The 24,416-nt window shown below is 44.0% G+C and carries 17 protein-coding genes; 12 read left to right on the top strand and 5 right to left on the bottom strand.

The window, feature by feature from the left end; translation table 11 throughout:
* Nucleotides 1-110: 110 nt before the first annotated feature.
* From DES35_RS07045 to DES35_RS07070, 6 genes are all read left to right on the top strand, one after another.
* The gene (locus tag DES35_RS07045) at nucleotides 111-2,696 is read left to right on the top strand and encodes a lamin tail domain-containing protein (protein ID WP_170125719.1); all 2,586 of its coding nucleotides are present in this window, start codon (nucleotides 111-113) and stop codon (nucleotides 2,694-2,696) included.
* 2 nt (nucleotides 2,697-2,698) lie between these two features.
* Nucleotides 2,699-3,700: an agmatinase family protein gene (locus DES35_RS07050; protein WP_037357453.1), complete on the top strand. Its 1,002-nt coding sequence runs from the start codon at nucleotides 2,699-2,701 to the stop codon at nucleotides 3,698-3,700.
* A gap of 210 nt (nucleotides 3,701-3,910) precedes the next feature.
* Nucleotides 3,911-5,332 (top strand): OmpA family protein, encoded by a 1,422-nt coding sequence (locus DES35_RS07055; protein WP_114366208.1) that lies wholly within the window; start codon nucleotides 3,911-3,913, stop codon nucleotides 5,330-5,332.
* 105 nt (nucleotides 5,333-5,437) lie between these two features.
* Nucleotides 5,438-6,067, top strand: coding sequence for a 4'-phosphopantetheinyl transferase superfamily protein (locus DES35_RS07060; protein WP_170125720.1), 630 nt, complete (start codon nucleotides 5,438-5,440; stop codon nucleotides 6,065-6,067).
* On the top strand, nucleotides 6,043-8,031 hold the full coding sequence (locus DES35_RS07065; RefSeq protein ID WP_114366210.1) for a TonB-dependent receptor plug domain-containing protein: 1,989 nt from the start codon (nucleotides 6,043-6,045) through the stop codon (nucleotides 8,029-8,031). The genes DES35_RS07060 and DES35_RS07065 overlap by 25 nt, the downstream gene beginning before the upstream one ends.
* Nucleotides 8,028-8,714 (top strand): uroporphyrinogen-III synthase, encoded by a 687-nt coding sequence (locus DES35_RS07070; protein WP_114366211.1) that lies wholly within the window; start codon nucleotides 8,028-8,030, stop codon nucleotides 8,712-8,714. Before DES35_RS07065 ends, DES35_RS07070 begins: the two co-directional genes overlap by 4 nt.
* An 18-nt stretch (nucleotides 8,715-8,732) precedes the next feature.
* Here DES35_RS07070 and DES35_RS07075 read toward each other — a convergent pair whose 3' ends face one another.
* Together DES35_RS07075 and DES35_RS07080 are read right to left on the bottom strand one after the other, a co-directional pair.
* Nucleotides 8,733-10,001: an adenylosuccinate synthase gene (locus tag DES35_RS07075; RefSeq protein WP_114366212.1), complete on the bottom strand. Its 1,269-nt coding sequence runs from the start codon at nucleotides 9,999-10,001 to the stop codon at nucleotides 8,733-8,735.
* Nucleotides 10,002-10,028: 27 nt separating this feature from the next.
* The gene (locus tag DES35_RS07080) at nucleotides 10,029-10,493 is read right to left on the bottom strand and encodes a Fur family transcriptional regulator (RefSeq protein ID WP_114366255.1); all 465 of its coding nucleotides are present in this window, start codon (nucleotides 10,491-10,493) and stop codon (nucleotides 10,029-10,031) included.
* A gap of 142 nt (nucleotides 10,494-10,635) precedes the next feature.
* Here DES35_RS07080 and DES35_RS07085 point away from each other — a divergent pair, with 142 nt between their 5' ends.
* The 3 genes from DES35_RS07085 to DES35_RS07095 all read left to right on the top strand — a co-directional run bounded on the left by DES35_RS07085 (nucleotide 10,636) and on the right by DES35_RS07095 (nucleotide 16,271).
* Nucleotides 10,636-12,057 carry an oligosaccharide flippase family protein gene (locus DES35_RS07085; RefSeq protein ID WP_114366213.1) on the top strand — a complete coding sequence of 474 codons (1,422 nt, stop codon included), beginning with the start codon at nucleotides 10,636-10,638 and terminating at the stop codon, nucleotides 12,055-12,057.
* Between the two features lie 159 nt (nucleotides 12,058-12,216).
* Nucleotides 12,217-12,411 (top strand): PID-CTERM protein-sorting domain-containing protein, encoded by a 195-nt coding sequence (locus DES35_RS07090; RefSeq protein WP_037357463.1) that lies wholly within the window; start codon nucleotides 12,217-12,219, stop codon nucleotides 12,409-12,411.
* A 257-nt stretch (nucleotides 12,412-12,668) separates the two neighbouring features.
* Complete coding sequence (locus tag DES35_RS07095; RefSeq protein WP_211306543.1) at nucleotides 12,669-16,271, top strand: T9SS type A sorting domain-containing protein; 3,603 nt, start codon at nucleotides 12,669-12,671, stop codon at nucleotides 16,269-16,271.
* Between the two features lie 82 nt (nucleotides 16,272-16,353).
* Here the strand turns inward: DES35_RS07095 and trmB are convergent, their stop codons facing one another.
* From trmB to DES35_RS07110, 3 genes are all read right to left on the bottom strand, one after another.
* Nucleotides 16,354-17,025: a tRNA (guanosine(46)-N7)-methyltransferase TrmB gene (gene trmB, locus DES35_RS07100; RefSeq protein ID WP_114366256.1), complete on the bottom strand. Its 672-nt coding sequence runs from the start codon at nucleotides 17,023-17,025 to the stop codon at nucleotides 16,354-16,356.
* A gap of 140 nt (nucleotides 17,026-17,165) precedes the next feature.
* Complete coding sequence (locus DES35_RS07105; RefSeq protein WP_114366215.1) at nucleotides 17,166-19,748, bottom strand: T9SS-dependent M36 family metallopeptidase; 2,583 nt, start codon at nucleotides 19,746-19,748, stop codon at nucleotides 17,166-17,168.
* Nucleotides 19,749-19,808: 60 nt separating this feature from the next.
* Complete coding sequence (locus DES35_RS07110) at nucleotides 19,809-20,771, bottom strand: glycosyltransferase family protein (RefSeq protein WP_114366216.1); 963 nt, start codon at nucleotides 20,769-20,771, stop codon at nucleotides 19,809-19,811.
* Nucleotides 20,772-20,820: 49 nt separating this feature from the next.
* Between DES35_RS07110 and DES35_RS07115 the strand changes: the two genes are divergently transcribed.
* The 3 genes from DES35_RS07115 to DES35_RS07125 all read left to right on the top strand — a co-directional run bounded on the left by DES35_RS07115 (nucleotide 20,821) and on the right by DES35_RS07125 (nucleotide 24,409).
* On the top strand, nucleotides 20,821-21,672 hold the full coding sequence (locus DES35_RS07115) for an MBL fold metallo-hydrolase (protein ID WP_037357469.1): 852 nt from the start codon (nucleotides 20,821-20,823) through the stop codon (nucleotides 21,670-21,672).
* Between the two features lie 3 nt (nucleotides 21,673-21,675).
* Nucleotides 21,676-22,995: an oligosaccharide flippase family protein gene (locus tag DES35_RS07120; protein WP_084180115.1), complete on the top strand. Its 1,320-nt coding sequence runs from the start codon at nucleotides 21,676-21,678 to the stop codon at nucleotides 22,993-22,995.
* A gap of 61 nt (nucleotides 22,996-23,056) precedes the next feature.
* Nucleotides 23,057-24,409, top strand: a complete 1,353-nt coding sequence (locus tag DES35_RS07125; protein ID WP_114366217.1) for a sigma-54-dependent transcriptional regulator — start codon at nucleotides 23,057-23,059, stop codon at nucleotides 24,407-24,409.
* Nucleotides 24,410-24,416: the final 7 nt, after the last annotated feature.

Genomic DNA, 24,416 nt, shown 5'->3' on the forward strand with positions numbered 1-24,416 from the left:
ACAATCAGTTGCTGATGATATGTCACTGTGCATTTGGATTTTAAAATAGGTCAACTGCTTTAAAAAGGATGTTACTACCTGATTGGTTTGGTTACTTTTGTGCGCTGACAATGAAAAATAAAGTACTTTTCTATTTCGTACTCCTCATTTCTTGGGGTGCCTTTGGACAATCCAACTGGCAAGACAACTTCTCGGACGGGGATTTTACCAACAATCCTTCATGGAATGGTACAACAGCCAATTTTAGAATATCGAATGGTGAACTTCAGCTTTACGATACCACTTTATCGGGGATTTCATGGTTGTCCACAGCCAGTACTGCTGCTTTCGACGGATTTTGGAGCTTCAGAGTTAGACTGGAGTTTACACCTTCGACGCAAAATTTTGCCCAGATATTTTTAATGTCAGATGTACAAGATGTTTCTGGTGCAGCCAGTGGGTATTTTGTGAGGATTGGTGGGACTACTGCCAGACGAATAAGCTTGATCCGTAGAAGTGGTACAACCAACACAATATTGGTAGAAAGTGCTGATAATGTTGTCAACACCAATGTTGTAAACGCCAGGATAAGGGTAGAGAATCAAAGTGGAGTGTGGACTTTGAAATATGATACCAGCACCGCTGCAACCCCTACTTATCAGGTGGCGGGTACCGCTTTTGACACAACGTTCCGCAAGAGTTCTTTTTTTGGAATTCTGTGCCGATATACATCCACGAGATTCGACAAGATGTTTTTTGACGATTTTGTGGTTGATGCAGAGGAATTCAGGGATACCATTCCGCCAATAGTAAAATTTGCTATTGCCGAATCAGATACACAGATTCGGATTCGGTTTTCGGAGGCGGTTCGAAACACGGCATTGAATCCAGTAAAATATATTATTACACCTGATGTTGGCTTTCCTTCTGTTGTATCATTTGCTCAAGGCAGAGAGGATGAGGTCATTCTGACCTTGCCAATACCTTTGGAAGTAAATAAACCATATACCTTGTCAGTTGAAGAGATAGAGGATTTAGCAGGAAACGAAATTGAAAAAGTGCTGATTCCTATTTCTTTTATCAAGGTCAGACCATTTGATATCGTGTTTAACGAAATAATGGCTGACCCCACACCGGTGGTTGGATTGCCGGATGCTGAATATGTAGAGTTGTACAACAGGTTGCCCGTTGCAGTATCTCTTAATGGTTGGAGGATGATGGTAAATAATACCACCATTTCATTAAGCGGAACAATTCCACCTGATTCTTTTATTGTCATAACCAGAAGCCAGTCAGTGAATCTTTTTCCATCGGATATAAATATCACAGGGGTAAGTATGTCACCAACCCAATTAGTCAATTCTGGTGCTTTTCTACGGCTTTTCGATTCGGATAATCAATTAATTCATTTTGTCACATATTCTGACCAATGGTATTCATCATCCATTAAAAGGGAAGGAGGGTGGTCGTTGGAACAGATCGATCCGGAAAATTTCTGCGGCCAACAACTCAATTGGCAAGAGAGCATACATCACTCTGGGGGTACTCCCGGCAGAAAAAATTCAGTCCTAAGAGCTAATCCTGATACCACACAGTTGAGGATTCAGAATCTTTCCATTTCAACATCCCAAAGTATCAAAGTATACTACAACAAGCCCATGCATCCTAATCCGGATGATTGGCCTGACTTTGCGATCATTCCTGATCCTGGTATAGTGGATGTTCAATATGACCCATTAGCCCTGAACGCCTTGCTTATCGAATTGGCTAATGAGTTGATGCCAGGTGTAGAATATCAGTTAACATCTGTGGTAGAGCCGGTTGATTGTCAGGGCAAGACTGCTGTTAATCAGAGAGTTGCTTTTGGGTTGCCATTAAGTCCAGAACCAGGGGATGTTGTGTTAAATGAATTGCTGTTTAATCAACCCACAGGTGGAAGTAAGTTTGTGGAAATTGTCAATGTTTCTAACAAAGTACTGGATCTTTCGCAGCTTAGATTGTGCAATCTACAATCAGGAGAATTTGTTAATGTCACAAATATTTCTGAAGAGCCACTTCTGTTTTTGCCGGGCAGTTATTTGGCTGTAACTACTTCTGCATCAGGGGTATTAGCTTTCTATCAGACCGAGTGTGAAAACTGCCTGATGCAAGCTCAATTGCCTACCATGAACATTGGATCGGGAAATGTAGCTTTGATTAATAATAATGCGGAATTGCTTGATTACTTTGAATATGATGAAAAAATGCATTCCCCCATGGTAAGAAATCCAAAAGGAGTTTCACTTGAGAGAATTTCTTTTGACAGTCCAACAAACGATAACAGATATTGGAAATCAGCAGCAGAAGTTGTGGGCTTTGCAACGCCGGGCTATAAAAATTCTCAGCAAAAACCATCGATTGATGCCGATGAATCTTTTTGGGCCGAGCCAAAAACATTTTCCCCCAACAATGATGGATATAATGATTTTGTCACTTTTCATTTCAACCTTGAATTCAACAATGCCATTGGTACCCTTAAAATTTTTGATGTGAATGGGAATTTGATAAAAACTATTGCATCTTCTGAATTAATGGCTAATCGCGGCTATTTTATCTGGGATGGAACTGATGACCGAGGTAGAAAAACACCCATCGGGATCTATGCTGTTATCTTGGAAATTTTCCATCAGGAAATCGGAAAACGCATTTTTAAAACCTCAGTTGGATTAATTTATTGAAGATGAAAGATTTTGATCCTAACGGCCCGGCCATACACGATGGAATTTTTGGGCTCCCATTTGAAGAACAGGAAGCGGAACTGATCATTCTCCCTGTGCCCTGGCAGGTGACAGTAAGCTATGGTGAAGGAACTGCTCTGGCACCGGCAGCTATTAAAGAGGCCTCTAAACAAGTGGATTTATATCATCATCTAAATCCGAGAGGTTGGGAACGAGGTATTTATATGGCCCCGATTAGTGAGACTTTGCTTTCCAAAGGGCTTTATTTTAGAAATAAAGTAAGGAACTATCTGGAGAATTTTACAAAAGCTGATGGGGAGGACACTGCGCTCCTTGAAGAGGTAAACGCTGCTTGTGAGGAAATGGTGGACTGGGTATACAGACAAAGCAAACATTATTTAAATCAGGGGAAAAAACTGATCCTCCTAGGGGGAGATCACAGCACACCGCTTGGTTATCTGAAAGCCCTGGCCGATGAGCATCCTACATTTGGCGTTCTTCAGATAGATGCACATATGGACTTCAGACATGCTTATGAGGGTTTTGAATACTCTCATGCCTCCATAAGTTTTAACTTTATGAAAATACCTCAAATTCAGAATGTTGTGCAAATAGGTATCCGGGATTACTGCGATGAAGAGCTTGAATTTGCAAAAAGTCTGGGTGGCAGGGCTAAAATATTTTTTGACTTTGAGCTCAGAAAATCCCAATATTCCGGGAAGTCCTGGGATTCGATTTGCGATGAGATTCTAGCGCACCTTCCCGAAAAAATCTACATATCGTTTGATATTGATGGTCTTGATCCAAAGCTATGTCCAAATACCGGTACACCCGTTCCGGGAGGATTATCGTACTCCGAAATTGAATATTTGTTTGAAAAAATTGTACACTCTGGTAAAAAAATCATTGGTGCTGATTTAAATGAGGTGGGGATTCATCCGACCCATGACTGGGACGCCAACGTCGGAGCGCGGATTTTATTTATGCTGTGCAATATTTTTTAGCACTTGACAGCTCAGCTTTAGCAAGAAAATTTCGTAATTCACAAAAAAATATAATTAAAAAAGTTTGGAGTTGAATTTTTTTTTTTAGAGATTTCTTTGAAATAGAGCAGATTAAATTGTAATTGGTGAAAAATTAACGATAAATAAATTTTGAAATTACCTTGCAAGTAATAATTCATTGGATAAATTTGCCTCAGAAATAATCTCACTATGAAAAAGATTACATTAGTTCTTTTGTCGATAAGTTCTGTGTTGTCCTTTGGACAAAAAAATTACATGGACGATTACAGAACATGGTCATTAGGTGTGGATATAGGTCATAGCTATTTCTTTGGCGATTTAAGAAGTCTGCATCCTGATCGTTCGAGATTTTCAAACGGAATCGGCAGCTACGCCAGGGGTCAATTTTTATTAGGAGGTGCTGTACACCTAACCAAGTATATGAATCCTTTCTTTGGAATCTACGGCACAATTACCGCTGCCCGAACAACCGGAACCTTTCCTTCTACAACAGGCTTTCACAGTGGTTTTCATTTCATCGGAACGGTAATAGTACCTGAAATAGGAGCAAATATCAACTTTATCAATGCCTTTCGAATAGGTGAAGTAAGACCTACAAAACACGCTCTGATGGGTTCCGTCGGTCTTGCGAACACCATTTACGATTATGATCTGTTCTACAACAATACTACTAATTCACCAGCTGTTTACACCCAAGGTTTTAATTGGAGCAGTGCTATTGCTGTACCTGTAGCTCTCAGATACAAATACAGAATCAATTTATCATGGGACTTTGATGCTGCTGTTAAGGGATTCTTTTTCAATTCCGACGTTATTGATGGTCTTAACTATGGTTCGACCAACGATCAAATGATTTTTACTACCATTGGAACTACATATAATTTTGGTCGTAAGGCTGGTAAGAAGGAATCTATTGTCTATCGCTCACCTATGTCAGATATTTATGCATTTGCAGCATCTGTGAGACAAGACATGGACAAGCTGACTAAAGATGATGATGGTGACGGAGTTTCAAATTTCTTCGACAAAGAACCCAATACTCCTAAGGGAGCAGTGGTAGATGGTGCAGGTCGTGCTCTAGATATTGATGGTGATGGCATTCCCGATCATATGGATGAAGATCCTTTCACACCTAAAGGGGTTAAAGTTGATAGCAAAGGCCGTGAACTTGACTCTGATGGAGACGGAGTTCCTGACTCAAGAGATCTGGAGCCAAATACACCAAAAGGTTCATTGGTGGATGTTCGAGGCCGAGCCATTAAAGGTGTAGGTGGAGGTATTAACGATGCCTTTATACCACAGGTATATTTCGCAGTCAATTCTGCCACAATTACAGCTGCTAATGCGGAAAGACTTGCCGTTGTGGCTCGCCTGATGAATGGCAATCCAGATATGAAACTCAAAGTTGTAGGACATACGGATAAAACCGGAGGTGAAGAGTATAATCGCAGGCTTGGTCAGAGAAGGGCCGATGCTGCTGTAGATTATCTGGTTCGTAACTTTGGCATAGACAGATCTAGGTTTACAACCGAATCAGCCGGCAAGAGTCAGCCGCTGTCTCCTAGACTGCTGAACATCAACAGGAGAGTTGAATTTCTCATTGCACAATAATTTTAATTCCGCTCGCAATAAAGCCGTCTCTAATTTGAGACGGCTTTATTTTTTCATTACTTTGTCGATGGATATTTTTTTGCTTATTTGACTAAAATCACCAGAGTGCCGATTTATTTCTCATCAACCTTTGCAGATGCCAACATTGTGATTTGGAAAATTGAGGAAGATGAAGAATTCTTTTGGGCTAGTTCAAATTTAAAACTTCCGCCTAAAGACGCTTACCGTATCAAAGGTTATACAAATGTATACAAAAGAGTCGAATCACTCGCCGGCAGGTATTGTGCTCACATTGCTTCAGGCGGGCAGGTGAATTTTCAATGTTTTGAAAACGACCCTCCACAGGCGGATAAAGGATATTTAAGTATTGCACACACCTCGGGTTATGCTGGAGCAGTTTATCATCCGCTCGTGAAGGTTGGTATAGATATCGAAATAATCAGCAGACTTGTGCGTGACCGAATTTTCACGCGCTTTGCCTCTGAAGATGAGATGAAAACAGGTACAGAGAATTACAATAGGTTGGTCTTGTGGTGCGCAAAAGAAGCCATCTATAAGGCAGGTCATTTGAAAGGCTTGAATTTTAAGGAACATATAAAAGTCGAGTGGAATACTGAAACGCAAGGTGTAGGTACTATACATTTCGGAGGTCTATACAAAATATTTGCACTACGAAATGTGTTGATTGAAAATCACCTGATTTGCGTACTATGTGTAGAAAATGCTCAATTATAGTAAAAACAGTATTTCCATTTGTATTCATTATCACACCCCTTTTTGCTCAAAAAGACACCTCAGTTGTTCTTAAGGAGGTCAGTGTTATTGGTAGTCGGACAGAAATTCCACTGAAAGAAACTCCACGCAACATTTGGGTGATTACATCCGATGAAATCAGGCAATCAGCCAGCAGATCAGTAAATGAACTTTTACAATACTCGGCGCTTCTGGATGTGCGATCACGAGGCCCCCTCGATGCGCAAACGGATTTGAGCATTCGTGGAGGTACATTTGACCAGGCACTGGTGATGGTAAACGGCATCAAAATGCTGGACCCTCAGACCGGTCACCATCAGATGAACTTGTTTTTACATCCCACAAATATCGAGCGAATAGAAATTCTTCCGGGTGGAGCATCGAGATTATATGGACAAGGTGCATTTTCAGGAGCCATCAACATCGTGACCAAGCCCGCTTCCAACAGGATTTTTGCCGACTTGTCCGTAGGAGATTTCGGCCTGGTGAACGCAGCAGCTGGTTGGAGCCGATCCTACAAAAAGGGATTTTTCGTCCAACTCTTCGGGCATTTAGGCAGCCATTCGGGATATATGGAAAATACAGATCTGAATTCTTATGCTGCTACGCTCTCCTTGGGCCGGAAACGCTCCAGAAGCTCATGGGAATGGCAAACATCCTTTCACAACAAACGATTTGGTGCTCAGAACTTTTATTCCTTCAGATTTCCATTTCAGCAAGAGGAAATCAGACTGTTTACTTCGAGCTTTCAATACAGGAAAAAAAGCGACCTGTGGACTCATACTTTCGTTGGATTTTACCGCGAGCACCAGGATCGCTTTGAACTCTTCAGAGAAGGTCCGGGGTGGTTTCGCCGGACTAACGGGCTTTTTATCCGAAATGGAGATACAGCCAGATTTAGCCCTACCTTGTTTTACACCGGGCACAATTTCCACCGTACACATGTAGCATCAGCTGAGTGGACCAGCACCCTGGATATGGGTTTCTTTGGTTTTTTGAATCTTGGCACTGAGCTGAGATCAGAGTGGATTTACAGCAATCGCCTGGGATCACCCCTTTCTAAGCCTGTACAAGTATCGGGATATCCCGATGCATTCTACAACCGGTATGCACAGCGTTTAAATATTGCATTCACCATTGATCATGCATTGCCTATAAACGATAAGTGGTCTGTAAATTACGGTTTATGGGTCAATCAAAACTCTGATTTTGGGAGACGTACATTTTTCGGAGCGGAACTGCAGTACAAGTATAACCAGCAAACATCCATGTGGGCAGGCTACAACAAGGCCTTTCGCATACCTACTTACACGGATTTGTATTACAACGTGGGAGGAGCCGTTGGCAGCATCGACCTTCAACCGGAGCTGGCCGACAACTATGAAATAGGAGTTAGGAAAACGTTTCATAAATCCGTTTTCAACGGTTCGGTTTATCTCAGAGATGCAAAGAGCTTGATAGACTGGATAGTGCGTGAAAATTCCAATCTGGTGGAGGCGGCCAATCTGACGGCGGTCCTTTACTGGGGTGCTGATGCTCAGTACAAACAACTTTTTGATGCCAATCCACTGAAAATCTCCTGGATTCAGCTCTCAACGGGTTACAACGATTTCAGAAGGCAATTCAGCGGATTTCAATCGGTCTATGCCCTGGATATCTTGCAGTGGAAGGGTGCTTTTGTAATGCACCACGCCTTGACAAAAGCTTTGGACTTCAATTACAGTTTTGTATACCTGAAACGCTCCGGAACCTACACCGATGCTTTTGACCAAATACAAGCCTATCCGGATGTTTTGCTTGTCAATTTAAAAACCCAGTACAGAATAAAGGAAAACTACGCGGTGTATGCTGAAATTACCAATTTGCTCAACCAGATGCACATGGACAGGGGGGGTATTCTGTTACCAGGCAGGTGGCTCAGGGCCGGCGCAACTTTGCAATTATGAGTTCTGAGATTTTTCTTCTAAGTCTAAAGGCACTCACGAGGTCGCAATTGACTCAGCTCAGAAAATTGGCTCATGAAATACTTTGCATTGAGCCATTTGATATTGAATACGTTTCAAATTTACCATGGCCTGAGAATGGTCAAATCAGCATTTTCACCAGCCAAAAGGCTTTGCAGGCAATTAAGATGAGCCACCACAGCAAATACGGGGATTATTCCGGGTACGAATGCTTGTGTGTGGGTAGTCGCACAGGGCTTTTAGCCGAAAAAATGGGATTTACTGTGGTCTACTCTGCCAAAGATGCAAATGATCTTGTCAGATTTGTGGACAACACATATTCCGAACAAAAATCATTTGTGCACTATTGCGCATCTGACCGATTGAATGTTTTGCGCAAAGCAGACGTATTTCGTGCAAGGCACCATTTCAGGGAAGTGGTTTCTTACCATAAACACCTTAAGAATCTTCCCTACACGTTAGACAGCAATGTGGTGCTGGCATTTAGTCCAAGCGGGATAGCGTTTGCACGCCGTCATCTGAATGATGTAAACGCGGTACGAGTATTTTGCATAGGTGCTACTACTGCACAAGCAGCTCGTGAGGCTGGATTCAGGGAGGTTTTAGTAGCCGAAGAGTCGACTGTCCAGGCTGTTTGTGATCTGGTTAGCAAAACTCTTGGATGAAAAGTAAGCACAGTCCGTTTATACTTTCAGTGTTTGCTGTCTGTCGGGGCCTACGGATACAATGGTAATTTTCACACCGGTTTCGTCTTCGATAAATCGCACGTAATCTTTTAGTTGCTGTGGGGCATCTCTGTAATCGGTTAACCGGGAAAGATCAGACTTCCAACCCGGTAATTCCGTGTAAACAGGTCGCAGGAATTGTTCGTCGGGCTGGTAAGGGAGGTAGTCGATTTTTTGACCTTTGTATTCGTAGTGTGTAGCTACTTTGATGGTGTCGAAGATGCTGAGTACATCTGCCTTCATCATCATCATCTCAGTGACTCCGTTGATTTCTATGGCGTATTTCAGAGCCGGCAGATCGATCCAGCCGCAACGTCGCGGTCGACCTGTGGTGGAGCCGTATTCATTTCCCTGTCTGCGCATCAGCTCACCCGTTTCGTCGTGCAGTTCTGTCGGGAAGGGACCGCTGCCCACACGTGTGGCATAAGCTTTAAAGATGCCAATGACTTTTCGTATCTTATTTGGTGGAATGCCTAGTCCGGTGCATGCACCGGAAGCTGTGGTATTGGATGAGGTTACATAGGGGTAGGTGCCGAAATCTATGTCGAGCATGGCACCTTGTGCTCCCTCCGCCAGTATACTACGGCCTGCTTTTAATTGCTGATGCAGATAGTGTTCGCTATCGATCAGTTGGAGCTTTCTGAAAGCCTCAATAGCATGAAACCACTCCTGCTCCATAGCTGGCAGCCGGCTATAGTCATATCCATAGTTGTTGAGCAGTTGAAGGTGTTTGGTGACGAGCTGGCGATAGCGTTCTGTGAAGTAAGGCAGTTCAGTATCTCCGACACGGATACCGTTTCGACCGGTTTTATCCATGTAAGTTGGTCCTATCCCTTTGAGGGTAGAACCAATTTTGCTGCTGCCCTTGGCTGCCTCTGAGGCCTCGTCGAGCAGTCGGTGTGTAGGGAGTATCAGATGAGCTTTGCGTGAAATCAAAATCCTCTTCCTGGCCGTCGGATCGATCTTCTCCAGTGCTTCAAGCTCTTTTAGAAAAATTACGGGGTCTATCACTACTCCATTGCCTACCAGATTGATGGCATTGGTGTGAAAAACTCCCGATGGTATGGTGTGCAGTACGTGTTTGATGCCCTCAAACTCAAGGGTATGCCCAGCATTGGGACCTCCCTGAAAACGGGCGATGATGTCGTAACCTTTGGTCAATACATCCACAATTTTACCTTTGCCTTCGTCGCCCCATTGAAGGCCTAAGAGTACGTCAATGGCCATGAATCAGGTTCTAATGTTTAAATGTGATCAGGATTCGGGGTTTTCTTCCCATTTTGGATTTTTGTTGGCATAAAAATACAGGGTGTGGCTTTCGATCCGGACGCCGAAAATTTCTTCCACAGTATTGCGGATTTGCTGGATGCGCGGGTCGCAAAACTCAATGATTTCACCCGTATCGAGGCAGATGATGTGGTCGTGTTGTTTGTTGAAATAGGATTTTTCATAAAAACTCTGGTTTTGGCCAAACTGGTGCTTGCGTACCAGATTGCATTCGAGCAGTAGTTCAATCGTATTGTAGAGGGTGGCGCGGCTGACCCGGTAATTTTTGTTTTTCATACGCACGTAGAGGGTCTCGATATCGAAGTGTTCGGTGTTGATGTAAATTTCCTCCAGAATGGCGTATCGCTCCGGGGTTTTTCGCTGCCCTTTTTTTTCGAGGTATTCGGTAAATACTTTTTTTACCGTTTCAAACTGTTGTTTTTTGATGTCCATATTAGGGGGATGGGCAAAAATAAAACCTAATCCGCCTGCCATGAAGTATGAAATGATAAAAACAAAAAAGCAATTTGGCTGGCCAGCAGCTCTAAATTTGCCCGCATTTTAGCAGTTTTGACCTTTATTGCGCCTGTAGCTGATGCTTTTATATTTTTTCAGAAATTTTGGATTTCTGCTCTTGCTCAATGTGCTGATTAAGCCGATTTGGGTCTTTGCCATAGATATTCCCGTCCAGAATGCTGTGGGTCATGATGTGTATGGGTTGTTTTTTACGGCTTTCAATTTTTCCATGATCTTCTCAATACTTTCCGATCTGGGGTTAAATCACTTTAACAACATCAATCTGTCCGATCAATCTGTTCAACGGGTGTATTCGGTAGCTTCGCTTTTGCCTGCTAAATTGATGCTTTCCATTGTATATGTTTTGATTGCAACTGTGGCTGGAATATTGGTTTTTGGCGAAGGGAGTATTTTATATTTCATTTTTCTCACCTCTGTATTTCACGCTTCTTCGGGTTTTATACTGTTTTTAAGGACCTATCTGTCATCTTCTCAAAAGTTTGGAAAAGATTCCTTGTATTCTGTATTGGATAGGTTCATATCTACTATGATATTGTTTGTTTGGTTATATCTTATTCCAATGGAATCTTTTCAGATGGAATATTTTGTCTATGTACAAATATTTTCGGCCGGGGTTCCGGTTTTGTTGCTTTTAATTCACTTGAGGAAAGACATAGGGGTTAGGTTCAGATTTGTGCCGGAGAGCTGGTTGTGGTTGAAAGCTGCTGCTCCATACTCCCTTCTTATTCTGCTGATGGGCCTATACACGCGCATCGACAGCACACTGATTCAGTTGTTGTTAGGAAGTAATGAGGCGGGGATTTATGCTGCAAGTTACAGATTGGTCGATTTTTTATCTCAATTCGGGTATTTATCATCCATCATTCTCCTGCCTCTTTTCGCGCATTTGAAAAAGGAGGAAGAGGTGCTGAAAAAGCTTTTTTCTTCCATTTTAATTATAATGTTTTTTACTGGAGTTTTTATCGCAGTCAGCATGTTTTATCTTTCTGAAACTTTCTGCGAAATATTGTATACCTCTGATGCAAAAGAGATATCAAAAGTATTCAGAATACACCTGATATCGTATCCGTTTATAGTGGCAAATTTTATTGTAGGTTCGTACATTACTGCACACAAATATCTGCGATTCTTAATCCTCATAAGCATCGCGGGAATAGTGGTGATTTTGACTGCAATTGGCCTTTTGATATCGGGCTATGGAGTAGTAGGAGTTGCCGTGGCCATGGTAGTGACACACGTATGGATATTTGTGGCTCAGCTGTGGTGGATTGGCAGGAAGCACGGATTACCATCTGTGTTTTCCTGGCAATGGTGGTACGCCGTGTGGATCGGTGCGGCTCTCATGCTGGTATTGGCTGCCGGCTATTCGATGGCCTGGCTGGCGGGGGCTTACGCCGTGTTGGCACTTGGCATACTTGTGATGTACAAAGCACAGACGCTTAAAAACATAGCAATTCAAGCGTTGGCCAGGAAGATATAATGCTGCAAACTAACTATTAAAATCATTCTCGTATTTTCTTGAATTGCACAGGTAGTACAGTTTTCGTATATGTAGTTTAATAATCTAGAGATTTATTTTATTTAACATAAAGTTAATATTGAGATTTTTACCTTTGTATGCTTGTAAAATTAAACTGCAATGAACCCAAAAAAACTCAGAAAATTCAGCGGATTTATCATACTGCTGACAGCAGCGATCCCACTGGTCGTAAATGCCCAGCCCGATCCTCCCGGAGGCCCTGTGCCAGTGGATGGAGCACTCTCCCTCTTGCTTGTAGCCGGAGCCGCTTTTGGAATCAAAAAAATTAAAAATGAAAAAAATAAATACCTATGAGAACCAGAAATCTGAAATTTTTACCCAACTTAATTTTAATCTTATTGAATTTTTTTAGTATACAAAAGGGTTTATGTCAAACTATTATTTATCAAGAAAATTTCGGTAATACAATTGTAAACTCGGACACTTTAATATCTGGGCCACCTAAATGGGTAAGAAGTGGAGCTGCAGCTAATAATTTTACTTTAAGTACGCAAATTAGCTCATCAGGTACCTTTTTTTCTGGTGAAATAATTGCCTCAGGAGGTGCTAATTTGGCTGATGGGGCAACATCATCAACAACTGGATTTTATCAAGTAGAAGTATCTGGGATTAATACTACTGGATATACTTCCATTCAAGTTGCTTATATTGCTAGAAAAACGTTTGCTCACCCAGTAACTTTAACATTTGAATGGTCAAATGATGGAATTAACTGGAATCCAATAACGTATATAGATGTAAGCAATAACTCTGTATGGCAAGCAATTAATCAAGGAAATTGGATAACACTACCATCGGGTGCTGATAATCAATCAAATTTAAGATTCAGATGGTCCGCAATCAGACAAAATACACCTGGAAATTATAGAATAGATGATTTCACAGTACGTGGTGTATCCACTAGCCCTTCGATAGCCACCGGCACCATCACCGGATCGCCGTTTTGCATTACTCCTACTACAGGTGCCAGTGTGAGTGTGCCGTATACATTTACAGGCTCATTTAGCGGGACTTTTACAGCACAACTTTCCGATGCCACTGGCAGCTTTGCCAGTCCAGTGAATATAGGGTCGGGAGCTTCGCCTATCAGTGCTACCATACCTGCCGGTACGCCCTCAGGCACAGGGTATCGGATCCGCGTGGTCAATGACAATCCCGTCACTACCGGCACCCCTAATCCTGACGATCTGGCCATCTATCTCAACGTAGGCGATCCGACCAACCCCACCATATCATCTACCCCGACTACCCAAAACATCGGCTGGACCAATCCCCTGGGCTGCTTTGATGAAATTCTGGTAGTGGCCCGACAGGGATCAGCAGTGAGCTACACACCAACCGGCGACGGAGCGGGCCTTACGGCAAATCAGGTTTTTGGAGGTGGGACAGATGTTGGTTCTTCCCAATACGTAGTTTACAAAGGAACGGGAACTTCCGTGACTGTTACAGGCCTTACAACCGGACAAACCTATCACTATGCCATCTATGCACGCAATGATACGAACTGGAGCACCCCGATCACTACCTCCTCATTGGCAGACCTTTCTGGCTATTATTGGAATGGTGGAGATAATACTGCAAATCCGGCCAACGGTGGCACCGGTAACTGGCTAGGAACCAACAACTGGAGACAGCCATTTTCTTCTGGGTCAGCCGCTACCTGGGCCGATAGCAACAACGCAATTTTGGCCGGAACAGCCGGTGTGGTCACTCTCACCGGTGATGTGACGGCATCAGAAGTATTTGTAAATACCACCGGCTATACCATCATCACCAACAATGTTAATACCAGGCAGCTCAATGCCCCAATCACCTTGGCTGCAGGAGTGAATCTCAATTTGATGGACAGCACAGCAACTGCGAATAGAACTTTGGCAATTGGTGGAGATATTACTGGTGGAACAGGTGCTTCGTTGACCATTCAAGGAAATCAAGCTTCTGGAGCTGCCAACAGGATAAATCTCAGTGCTTCAGGTGCAATGATCTCTGTTCCTATCACCATCACAGATGGTGGAACAGGTGGCGGAGTATCCGGAATAGTAGCTACAGCATCTGGAACACAGCTTACCTCTGCTGCCACCATAACCAACAACAGCAACCTGAGGACTATGATCGGGGCTACAAGCGGTAATTCTATTACTGTCAATTCAATTATTTCCGGCAGCGCGGGCTTGCAGTTCTCAGCTGGTAACTCCGGAGGTGCTGGAACCATCACGCTCAATGCAGCCAATACCTACACTGGAAGTACAATATTCAATGCAGCCAATTCAGGAGTTATCTTACTCGGAGTTGAAAATGCACTCCCAACCTCTACAGATGTAACAATGGCCAACTCATCAGGCAACGGAGGTATCCTTGACCTGAATGGCTTCAATCAAACGCTTGCTTCCATCTCAAACGGGCCTGGAGGAGGTTCAATACGAAACAACACAGGTACCGCAACATTAACCATCAATGGCTCAGCTTCCACTACTTTTTCACTTCCGATCACCAATACGGGCGGGACGTTGAATCTGGTAAGATCCGGAACAGGATCTACCGAACTGACCGGTGAATGCACATATACCGGAACGACCACCGTAAACGGTGGTACCCTCCGCCTCAACCGATCTGGAGGAAATACCCTACCAGCCACCAACGACGTAATCGTAAACGGCGGAACACTGCGAATCAGCACAAATCAAACGTTGAATGATCTGACCATAGCCTCCGGAGGTACAGTATTGGTAGATACAGGTGCTGCACTCACCGTCACCGGTACCCTCACCAACAACGGTACCATCACCCTTGAAGCTACCTCAAAAACCAATTATGCCCGATTGATCTATGGTGCTGTGACGGGTACCGGCACAATTAACCATCAAATGCGCCTGGAGCCGGGATCTTCCTATAAATGGTATGGCATAGGTTCGCCCATCGACGGAATCAATATTAACTCCATCGGCTCCGGTCAATTTACCTCTACTTCGGTGTATTCCTGGGGAGCTACTACCGGTTGGTCACCGGCCCATACCAGTACCTTCAGCCGAGGTCAGGGTTATTTGATTGCTGCGGGCGAAAATTCTCCGCATGGATTTTTTACCATCCCGGCGGATAATTCCAACATCACCTTCTCGGGCACTTTAAATGCCAATACTTCCGCAGTAGTGCGAACCATGTCATGGGGCGATGCTCCAACCGGAGTCACCTTTACCAGCGATTCAACTAAAGGCTGGAATCTCCTGGCCAATCCTTATCATGCAGACTTTGATGTAAATCTACTTACTTTAGACAATCAATCGCTGGAAAAGTCCCTTTACATCAGAACGACCACCGGATATACTGCCTACAATCCAATTTTAAACACTCCTGATACACTGCGCTATCTGGCACCTGGTCAGGGATTCTTTGTGAGAGCTACGGCTGATGCACAAACCTTCACCTTTGACCTGTCCAGAAGAAGCGCCAGCGGCTCAAATGGACTGCAAAAACCTCTGTTCACCTTTGATAAGGTAAACATCCGGGTATTTACCGGCAACCGGGCGGATGAGACCTATGTGATCTTCAAATCCGATGCGACCCTCGCCTTCGACGGCCTCTACGATGCCTACAAGCTAAACAACGTGGCGGGCCACCCGATGCTGTATACCCGCTTAAACAACCTAAGTTATGCGATCAATACACTCCCTGAGCTCAGCGGACAATTTTCGCTGCCGATGCACTTCAGCTGCAGCGAGGGGGGCCAGTATACCATAACACTTCCTGCCCAGCAGGATTTTGATCCCTCGATCAGCATTGTGCTGGAAGATAAGCTGCTGAAAACCCACACACTGCTCAACAACGCTGACTACACCTTTGCTCACAATCCTGTGAACAATCCGGATCGCTTTGTGCTGCATTTCAGCAAAAGCCAGGTCAGCGCGGAAGAATTTGCAGCCGATGCCTTCAACGCCTGGGTGTACAACGGAATCTTGTATCTGAAAGGGTTTAAAAACCTCGGAACGACCTCCATTAGCCTCGTGGACATGAGCGGACGCGTGGTCTACAGCACTCGTGCAGACGTTCATGGCAACGAACGCGTGGAAATAGCGCTTCCCAAACTGGCTACCGGAATGTACGTGCTCAGGGTAGCATCAGGGGTACAGTCCAGGTCGATGAAAGTCCTGCTGAATTAATTGCAAAACACAGCACTTAAATCTGACAGCCTGCCCTCCGACAGGCTGTTTTGCATTAGTGGTGGAGGGAGTATTACCCGCGTCAGAACTTCCAGCGCAGATAGGTGATTTTTTTGCCTTCGGCTCTGAATTTTTTTTCGTATTCGGTTTGAATTTCGAAAAGCAATGGGTGTGAGCGGGCAGCTTGCAGATCGATGTCGTAGAAGGCATCCAGCACATGTGCTCCTGCCATTTGTAGGATACCACATGTGTACCCGTGAAGAAATTCGCTATCGGTCTTTAAATGTACAATGCCGTCAGGTTTCAAAATTTTTTTGTATCGCGCCAAAAAATCAGGATGTGTAAGCCGATGTTTGGCCCTTCGGAATTTGATCTGTGGATCCGGGAAGGTAATCCAGATTTCAGAAACTTCACCCGGGGCAAAGAGGCAATCTATTAATTCAATTTCAGCCCTCAAAAAACCTGCGTTTGGTATGTCTTCATTTGCGACTATTCGACAACCGCTGTTGATACGAGCTCCTTTCACATCGATACCGAGGAAATTTGTATCGGGAAACTTTTTTGCCAGTCCGATGGTGTAGTGTCCTTTTCCACAGCCCAATTCCAGAATGAGTGGGAGTTCATTGCCAAAGAAGTCCTGCGACCATTTCCCTTTCAATGGGTAGTTGTCCAGATCGGTTTTCCCTCTCCATACTTCGGTGTAGTGGCAGTAGGTGCGGTTTTCGGCGAATTTCAGGAGTTTTTTTTTGCCCATCGCATTGAGATGTGTGTGATCCCCGGAGGTTTGGTTGTGGGGCAAAGGTAACCGGTATATTTTTTCAGATACAGAACCCCTGATTCAAATACAAAGCCCCTGAATCCATCAGGGGCTTTGAACAAATGAGTTGAACGGCTTTACAATCTGACAATGACTTTGCTGTTCCATTGGCGGCCTGTTTGGTCTTGGACTTCGATCAGATAAATGCCGGGCTTGTAGTCTTCCAGTGAAACCCAAACCCGGTGGCCGGGAAGTAGGTCGGTGGCATCGTTGAGCAGGATTTTGCCAGTCAAATCAGAAATCTGAATCCGAATGGTTCCATCAAATCCAGGCAGATCGATAAATACGTAATCACGGGCAGGATTGGGATAGAGGGCAGGTTGCGGGCGCGAAGGATCGTTTTCACCGATACTCACCAGGCAGTTGGGGTGTGTATCAAAGGCCTGGGTGCCATCCGAGCGACTGGTGGATAAACCCTGATTGGCGCTGTAGCCGAGCCCTCTTTTGGCAAAGGCTGCCCAGATGGCGCAGGAATTTTGGCCATTGTAGAGCAACGTATCGGCCTGGAGGATTGCGTCTCTGGAGTCCACAAAACCCGGGCTGCACTTTTGCAGTTTTAGCCCTTCCATCACGAGACGGAAGGCGATGTTGTTACCTCCATTTCCGTAGTAGAGGTCATCGTCAAATCCATAGATATTGACCAGGTTCCAATACATTTCCCAAATCATAGTAGCCCATACCGTGCCCACGCCATGGGGTACCGCAGCCGTCTTGATGTTGTCGTAGGTCAGATTGTTCTGGAGGGTGGAGGTGGAGTAGGGAGCTTGTCGAATGCCTTGGCCGTTTGTATTCTGACCGATGAGGAAGGTACCAATACCTCTGCGCTGCGAGGCAGTATTGGCGCTTGTCGTCGTAAAAAAGAGGGCAAATAGATCACTCCAGCCTTCGCCGGCTTGTTCCTGATTGTTGAGGCAATTACTGTTGGCTGCTCCTCCGGTAAGTCTGATGGAGATTCCATGGCCATATTCATGGATCACAACACCATTGTCAAACGAAGAGTCAAACGATAAAGAGCTGTCGCTAAGGGTTACGTACACTGCCTGGTACTGGTTGAGAAGTTGTTTGAGGACATTTCCGGCACCAAGGGTGGTCATACCGGAGGGAATGGTGATTCCTGTTCCGTTGCCTCCCATAGCGATGGGATTTCCGGTTGCGTTGTTGGCTACAACTACGCCAATAGCACCCGCTTGTTGTGCATTAAGTATCTTGCTGGCAAAAGTGCAGGAGCCTCTGTCGATCAATACAATTTTTCCCTGGAGATTTTGCTGGGTATTCTGGCAGCCTAGAGTGGAGTCGACACTGCCATCGTTCATCAGCACCAATTGACCGGATACCGGATTGGAGGCCAGCTGAGGCCCGATCGCAGCAGGCACCAGTGGATAACTGGCAGTAACCGGTGAATCTACCCGAAGTCCGTTGGACTGATTAGATTGCGGCCATAAATACATTTGCATGCGCGGCCTTTGTCCGTCTGGAGGAGTGGAAAAGTTGGCATTGTTGGTACCTCCTCCATCCATAGCTTCTGCTCTTACTTCATCATTGCCGATACCTCCCCGGCCGTAGTTGTTGACCTGAAAATTTCCTGCAGCTTCAGTAAATCCATATTGGTAAAAGACATCGTGGGCGATGTTGTTCATATAAAACAGATTGGTGACAGCAGCTGGCATGCTTTGGATAGGTGGTGCGGAGAAGTTGACCGGAAAATCGAAGAAGAGGCTATCGCCTCCGTCTGGGCTAAAACCGGGACTATTGGAATTGTTCTGGTCTTCGTAAGCATGCACATTATTGCCACGGGTGATGGTAAATTCTTTGAGGTTTGTTGTATTTCGGGTATGCCATCCGTATGGCGATGCGATGCTGTCCTGAGGATCGGTTATATAGGTGCGCGGTCCGTGATTTGGACTTTCATGTGGCAAGCCGTAAACATGATAGGTAGCACCTGTAAGGGCGCCTTTTTTGGGCGATGATTTATGCATTGGTTTTCCTTTATTGTGGCTGAATGTCCGCACTCGACCAAAGGTATTTTCAGGTGCGCATTCCACAGTCCAGTTGTTTTTTTCGAGGAATTTGCCGGATGAAGCATCTATTCGGATATTCCACCAGTCGGCTGTCCCTATCGGCTGCACGATGACGTTCCATACCGGTACGAGAGATTCATCGGAAACCAACCAGTATTTTTCAGCCCAGATTTCTTCGTGGCTGATTCCATCGTGTTCAAATCGTATGCGCAGGCCATCGTTGTCTTTTGCCACTATCCTTGGAACCGGCTTCTGTATGCCCAAATATTCAAATGCTGATTTTACCGCGTACTCAGCTTGTAGTACATGCGAGGCTCTTTGATATTTTTGAGACAATTGTCTTACAGCATTGGAATTTGCCACTCGGATCTTTCCGTTTTTGTCATAGACGGATGAGATCACTGCATTAAAGACGGGTACTGCCTGGTGAAATTGCTGCCAGTATGCATAGGTAAGCCCGGTTTTTTCATCGCTGTGCCATGAGCTAAGGCGAAGATCTGCCAGGTCGTTTTCTGAATGAAGGGCAGAAGCAACTAAAAAGGTTTTTACCTCCTTTACTTTCGGGCTCTGAGCCAGCGGACTGAGCCAAATACTCATTGAGAAAAAGAACAGCAAGCCACGCACTGTATTCAAATGCTTCATTGATTCAATATTTAATCAAATTTATAAATAAAAGAATTTTAAACTGTTTAAAATGTTTTATTAAATCTTAAATTTTTCTTTGAGTTCACAAGCTTTTGAGAGCAGGGTAAAATTTTTGAATCCAAACAGCTGGCGACCGCCAAAAAACGTATTTTCGACCCAGGATAGCAGGCGATATTTCAGTCTTTCGTGCTTGTGAAGCTTTGGATTAGGCTTGTTTTTAAAAGATGGATGAGCTTGATTTTTTTCAAATTCCGCAATTCTGTCCTTCATCACTGCCGGGTGTGTACCTGTGTAGAGTGGCACATTGTGGATGTTTCCAAAATCGAAAGAGATGGTTTTTTTGTTTTGGTAGAAGGTGTTGGCTGCATCCTGGACTTTTTTGTGCTGAAGTTCGATTTTCTTTACATGCCCATAGTGAAATATCCGAATGGAAGAGTCGATCACTCGGAGTTTTCGGGAATGATGTTTTGACAGATAGTCTGCTGGAGATTTTGGAGGTATGTGAAAAAATCTAAAGCTCTGTGCGTCGCGCCAGGAGTGAATCTCAGGCAGGTTTCTGATGAGTCTGATTTCTTTTTTGTACCAGGTATGCGAGCGATGAACATGGCGGTAATCAGCCCAAAAATGTAGAAAATTGAACAAGATCCCTTCAACGTCCCGATGCTCGTGAGCCTTTCGAATAGCGCGCATTATTTTGCTGTGGTCCTCTTCGTGAAGCACTTCATCGCCCTGCAGATAGAGAAGCCAATGGCCGGTGCAGTGAGCTTTAGCCAGGTCGGTCTGACGTGCGTATTCGGTGTTTCTTGTGTATACCTCTGGTATCCAATCTGTTGAAATAATTTTCAGTTTGTCTGTTTCAATTTGAAGGAGTTTTTCCTCAGTTGCATCTGAGCTATGTGCTAATGCAACAATGTATTCATCTACAATAGGTAATGCAGAAGAGATAGATTCTACAAAAGGCAGGTCGTAGTCGACGGCATTTCGCAAAAAAGTAAACGCAGAAATTCTGATATTTTTCATAGAAGGCGATGGGTGCGAAACTATTTTTACGGCAAAAATTCAACAGAATATGCAGCTTCATATCATAGAAACCGGAAATTTTAAACTGGACGGAGGGGCCATGTTTGGAGTTGTTCCAAAGAGCCTATGGGGAAGAGTGTACCCTGCTGATGAAAACAATATGTGCACTTGGGCAATGCGATGTTTACTGGTAGAAAATGGGGATAAGCTGATATTGATCGATACAGGCATTGGGGATAAGCAAGATGAAAAATTTTTTAGTTTTTACTATCTGCACGGGGAAGAATCACTTCTGAATTCTATAAAACGAGCCGGATTTTCGCCGGACGATATCACCGATGTATTGCTGACGCACCTACACTTTGACCACTGTGGAGGTGCCGTAAGCCGAAGAAGGGACGGAAACGGATTTGAGCCTACTTTCCGAAATGCTGTCTATTGGGTACATGACCAACACCTGCACTGGGCCCTGCATCCCAATCCCAGAGAAAAAGCTTCTTTTTTAAAAGAAAATATTCAACCTTTGATAGATAGCGGACAATTGTCAAAATTTCATGCCCCAGCCGGCCGTTCATCGACCGAATTAGGTTTTGATATATATGTGGTATATGGACATACCGAAGCGCAGATTTTACCCATTATTCAGACCAAAAATGCAAGCGTGATGTACATGGCCGACCTTATGCCTTCTTCGTATCACATTCCGTTGCCCTGGGTGATGGCCTACGATGTTCGCCCATTGCTCACAATGCAAGAAAAGGAAGAAGTACTTCAAATGGCAATGAACGAAAACATGATTTTGTTTTTTGAACACGATGCATATACTCAGGCAGCACTGGTAGAAGCGACCGAAAAGGGAGTGAGGGTAAAGTCCAGACACAGGCTGATGGAATTGCTCTGAGCGATGAAAAATTTGTGGACCCAACTCTACCGAAGCAATAAGTTTATGAGCCTGATGGGCAATGGCTCTGCTGCCTTGCTGGGTCTGCTCAGTTTTGCTTTGCTCGCACGCTCCCTTGAGCGCGATGAGCTGGGTATCTGGGTGTTTTTTATGACGGTTTTTACCCTCTTTGATATGATTCGAAGCGGATTGCTCAGCAATGCTCTGATCAAGCGTATAGGAGAGAGCGATACCGACGATGAAAAACACGCATATACCGGAGCTGCCTGGAGATTTGGGTTGTGGCTTTCGGCCGGTATTTCCTTGCCCATAAGTTTGTTTTTTATACTTTTTCCTTCTGGCTTTTCAGAGGAATTGGTTTTCGTAGGAAAGTGGTTCTGGCTGATATCCATCATCAGTCATCCCAACAGTATCTCCATTTGGTTGCTCAATGCCTATAACAGGTTTGACAGGCTCTTTTGGGCTCGCAGTATCTCTCAGTTTGTGTACTTTTTAGGTTGTCTGTTCAATTTTTTATACGGGATAGGACTTGAGTTGATTGTATGGTCTTACATAGGGGGCTGGCTGGCAGCAGGTGTTTTTACTGCACTTAACGGATGGAACGGCATTCAATACTTCTTTAAAGGCAGCAAAGAACACATCAGGTCCCTCTACGATTTTGGCAAATACAGCATGGGAACTTTGCTGGGGAGCAACCTACTTAAGAGCACGGATACTTTTCTGCTTATGTTTTTTATGGGACCTGCGCCAGTGGCACGGTATAATGTCCCGGAGCGGTTGCTGGGGCTTTTGGATATACCTATCCGGTCATTGGTTTCTACGGCCTATCCAAAGCTCATTTCCGTACGGAAACACATGGGAGAAGAGCACTTTCTGAAGGAATACGAAGTGCAAACAGGTCTGTTGTTCTTGCTTGTGCTGCCTATAGCTTTGGTTACTTTGATGTTTTCAGATCAACTGGTAGTCATATTGGCCGGCCGAGATTATATGGACGCATCCATACTGCTGAAAATATTCGCTATTTATACTGCTTTAATACCGTTGGATCGGTTGAGCGGGATCGCACTTGAAGTCTTTGATCTTCAGAAGCAGAATTTTTATAAAGTGATGCTTATGGCACTGGTAAATGTTCTGGGGGATGTTGTGGCGATTAAGGTGTTCAAAAGCGTTACGGGGGTAGCATTGGTATCTATTTTCACGTATGGAAGCGGGATTCTTTTTGGCTATTATTTCCTTGGGAATAAAATTAAATTCAGGCCCCTGTCTATGTTGTATTCCGGATTTGGTGAGTTAATAAAGTTATTGAAAAGTTTCAAAAAATAATTTTTTTAATAGTGAAATTTTTTCCATTTTTGAAACAAATTTCCACAAACTGAAAAACTCAATGAATCTATTTAAAGTTTTTTTAGCGGAAGATGATGAGTTTTACGGAAAACTATTAAGGCACCACCTTTCTCTCAATCCTGATTTTGATGTAGAATTGTTTACTTCCGGCGGGGACCTGTTCAACAATTTGTACAAAAGACCTGATGTAATAAGCCTTGATTATACACTACCGGATATGAGCGGGGCAGAATTGCTCAGAAAAATCAAAAAGCAATATCCTGAGATTCCTGTAATCATCGTATCAGGCCAGGAAGACATCACCACCGCTGTCAATTTACTCAAGGAAGGTGCTTACGATTATATTGTAAAAGACAAGGATACCAAAGACCGCCTTTGGAATTCGATTCGGCATATCAGGGAAAATGCAAAACTCAAGACCGAAATCGACAGACTGCGTGAAGAGGTCAATCTGAAATACGATTTTTCAAACATCAAAGGCAGCAGTCCTGCCATTCGGTCGGTGTTTAAACTCATCGAAAAAGCAGCACAATCCAATATAACCGTAAGTATTTACGGGGAAACAGGTACAGGAAAAGAACTGGTAGCGAAGGCCATTCACTACAACAGTGGCCGGAAAAAAAAGCCTTTTGTAGCCTTCAACATAGCCGCTATACCCTCAGAATTGATTGAAAGTGAACTTTTTGGTCATGAAAAAGGGGCCTTTACCGGGGCGATCTCCCGGCGTATCGGCAAATTTGAAGAGGCTGATGGTGGCACCTTATTTCTCGATGAAATCGGCGAGATGGAGTTACACCTACAGGCCAAGCTACTCAGAGTGCTGCAGGAAAAAGAGGTCGTGCGAATTGGCAGCAATACACCTATTAAAATTGACTGCCGCATCATATGCGCCACACACCGGGATCTGACCGAAGAAGTCAAGGCTGGAAAATTCCGTGAAGATTTGTACTACAGGCTGTTAGGTCTTCCGATACATTTGCCTCCACTACGGGATCGAGGTAATGACATCATTATCTTAGCAAAGCATTTTGCTGATGAATTTGCCAAAGAAAATAAAATGGATAAAGTTACAATCACACCGGAAGCACAGGAGAAACTGATGCGCTACCATTGGCCAGGAAATGTACGCGAGCTAAAAGCAGTAATCGAGCTAGCTGTAGTAATGTCGGAAGGTGGAAAAATCACTGAAAGTGAAATCAATTTTTCCAGCTCAAACACCATTCAAAACTTCTTTAATGAAAAGGGAACCTTGCGGGATTTCACCAATAAAATCATCCAATATTACCTGGAAAAACACAACTTTAATGTGCTCGAAGTTGCAAAAAAACTCGACATCGGGAAATCTACTATTTACCGCTTGATCAAAAATAAAGAAATCACAATAAATAAATAAAAAAGCC

Source organism: Schleiferia thermophila, from assembly GCF_003337435.1.
In the GTDB taxonomy this organism is placed as follows: Bacteria; Bacteroidota; Bacteroidia; order Flavobacteriales; family Schleiferiaceae; genus Schleiferia; species Schleiferia thermophila.

What these genes read in the sequence shown, in the direction of transcription:
- DES35_RS07045 (WP_170125719.1), top strand. Translation starts at nt 111, where the DNA reads ATGAAAAATAAAGTACTTTTCTATTTCGTACTCCTCATTTCTTGGGGT.
- DES35_RS07050 (WP_037357453.1), top strand. Translation starts at nt 2,699, where the DNA reads ATGAAAGATTTTGATCCTAACGGCCCGGCCATACACGATGGAATTTTT.
- DES35_RS07055 (WP_114366208.1), top strand. Translation starts at nt 3,911, where the DNA reads ATGAAAAAGATTACATTAGTTCTTTTGTCGATAAGTTCTGTGTTGTCC.
- DES35_RS07065 (WP_114366210.1), top strand. Translation starts at nt 6,043, where the DNA reads ATGTGTAGAAAATGCTCAATTATAGTAAAAACAGTATTTCCATTTGTA.
- DES35_RS07070 (WP_114366211.1), top strand. Translation starts at nt 8,028, where the DNA reads ATGAGTTCTGAGATTTTTCTTCTAAGTCTAAAGGCACTCACGAGGTCG.
- DES35_RS07075 (WP_114366212.1), bottom strand. Translation starts at nt 10,001, where the DNA reads ATGGCCATTGACGTACTCTTAGGCCTTCAATGGGGCGACGAAGGCAAA.
- DES35_RS07080 (WP_114366255.1), bottom strand. Translation starts at nt 10,493, where the DNA reads ATGGACATCAAAAAACAACAGTTTGAAACGGTAAAAAAAGTATTTACC.
- DES35_RS07085 (WP_114366213.1), top strand. Translation starts at nt 10,636, where the DNA reads ATGCTTTTATATTTTTTCAGAAATTTTGGATTTCTGCTCTTGCTCAAT.
- DES35_RS07090 (WP_037357463.1), top strand. Translation starts at nt 12,217, where the DNA reads ATGAACCCAAAAAAACTCAGAAAATTCAGCGGATTTATCATACTGCTG.
- trmB (WP_114366256.1), bottom strand. Translation starts at nt 17,025, where the DNA reads ATGGGCAAAAAAAAACTCCTGAAATTCGCCGAAAACCGCACCTACTGC.
- DES35_RS07105 (WP_114366215.1), bottom strand. Translation starts at nt 19,748, where the DNA reads ATGAAGCATTTGAATACAGTGCGTGGCTTGCTGTTCTTTTTCTCAATG.
- DES35_RS07110 (WP_114366216.1), bottom strand. Translation starts at nt 20,771, where the DNA reads ATGAAAAATATCAGAATTTCTGCGTTTACTTTTTTGCGAAATGCCGTC.
- DES35_RS07115 (WP_037357469.1), top strand. Translation starts at nt 20,821, where the DNA reads ATGCAGCTTCATATCATAGAAACCGGAAATTTTAAACTGGACGGAGGG.
- DES35_RS07120 (WP_084180115.1), top strand. Translation starts at nt 21,676, where the DNA reads ATGAAAAATTTGTGGACCCAACTCTACCGAAGCAATAAGTTTATGAGC.
- DES35_RS07125 (WP_114366217.1), top strand. Translation starts at nt 23,057, where the DNA reads ATGAATCTATTTAAAGTTTTTTTAGCGGAAGATGATGAGTTTTACGGA.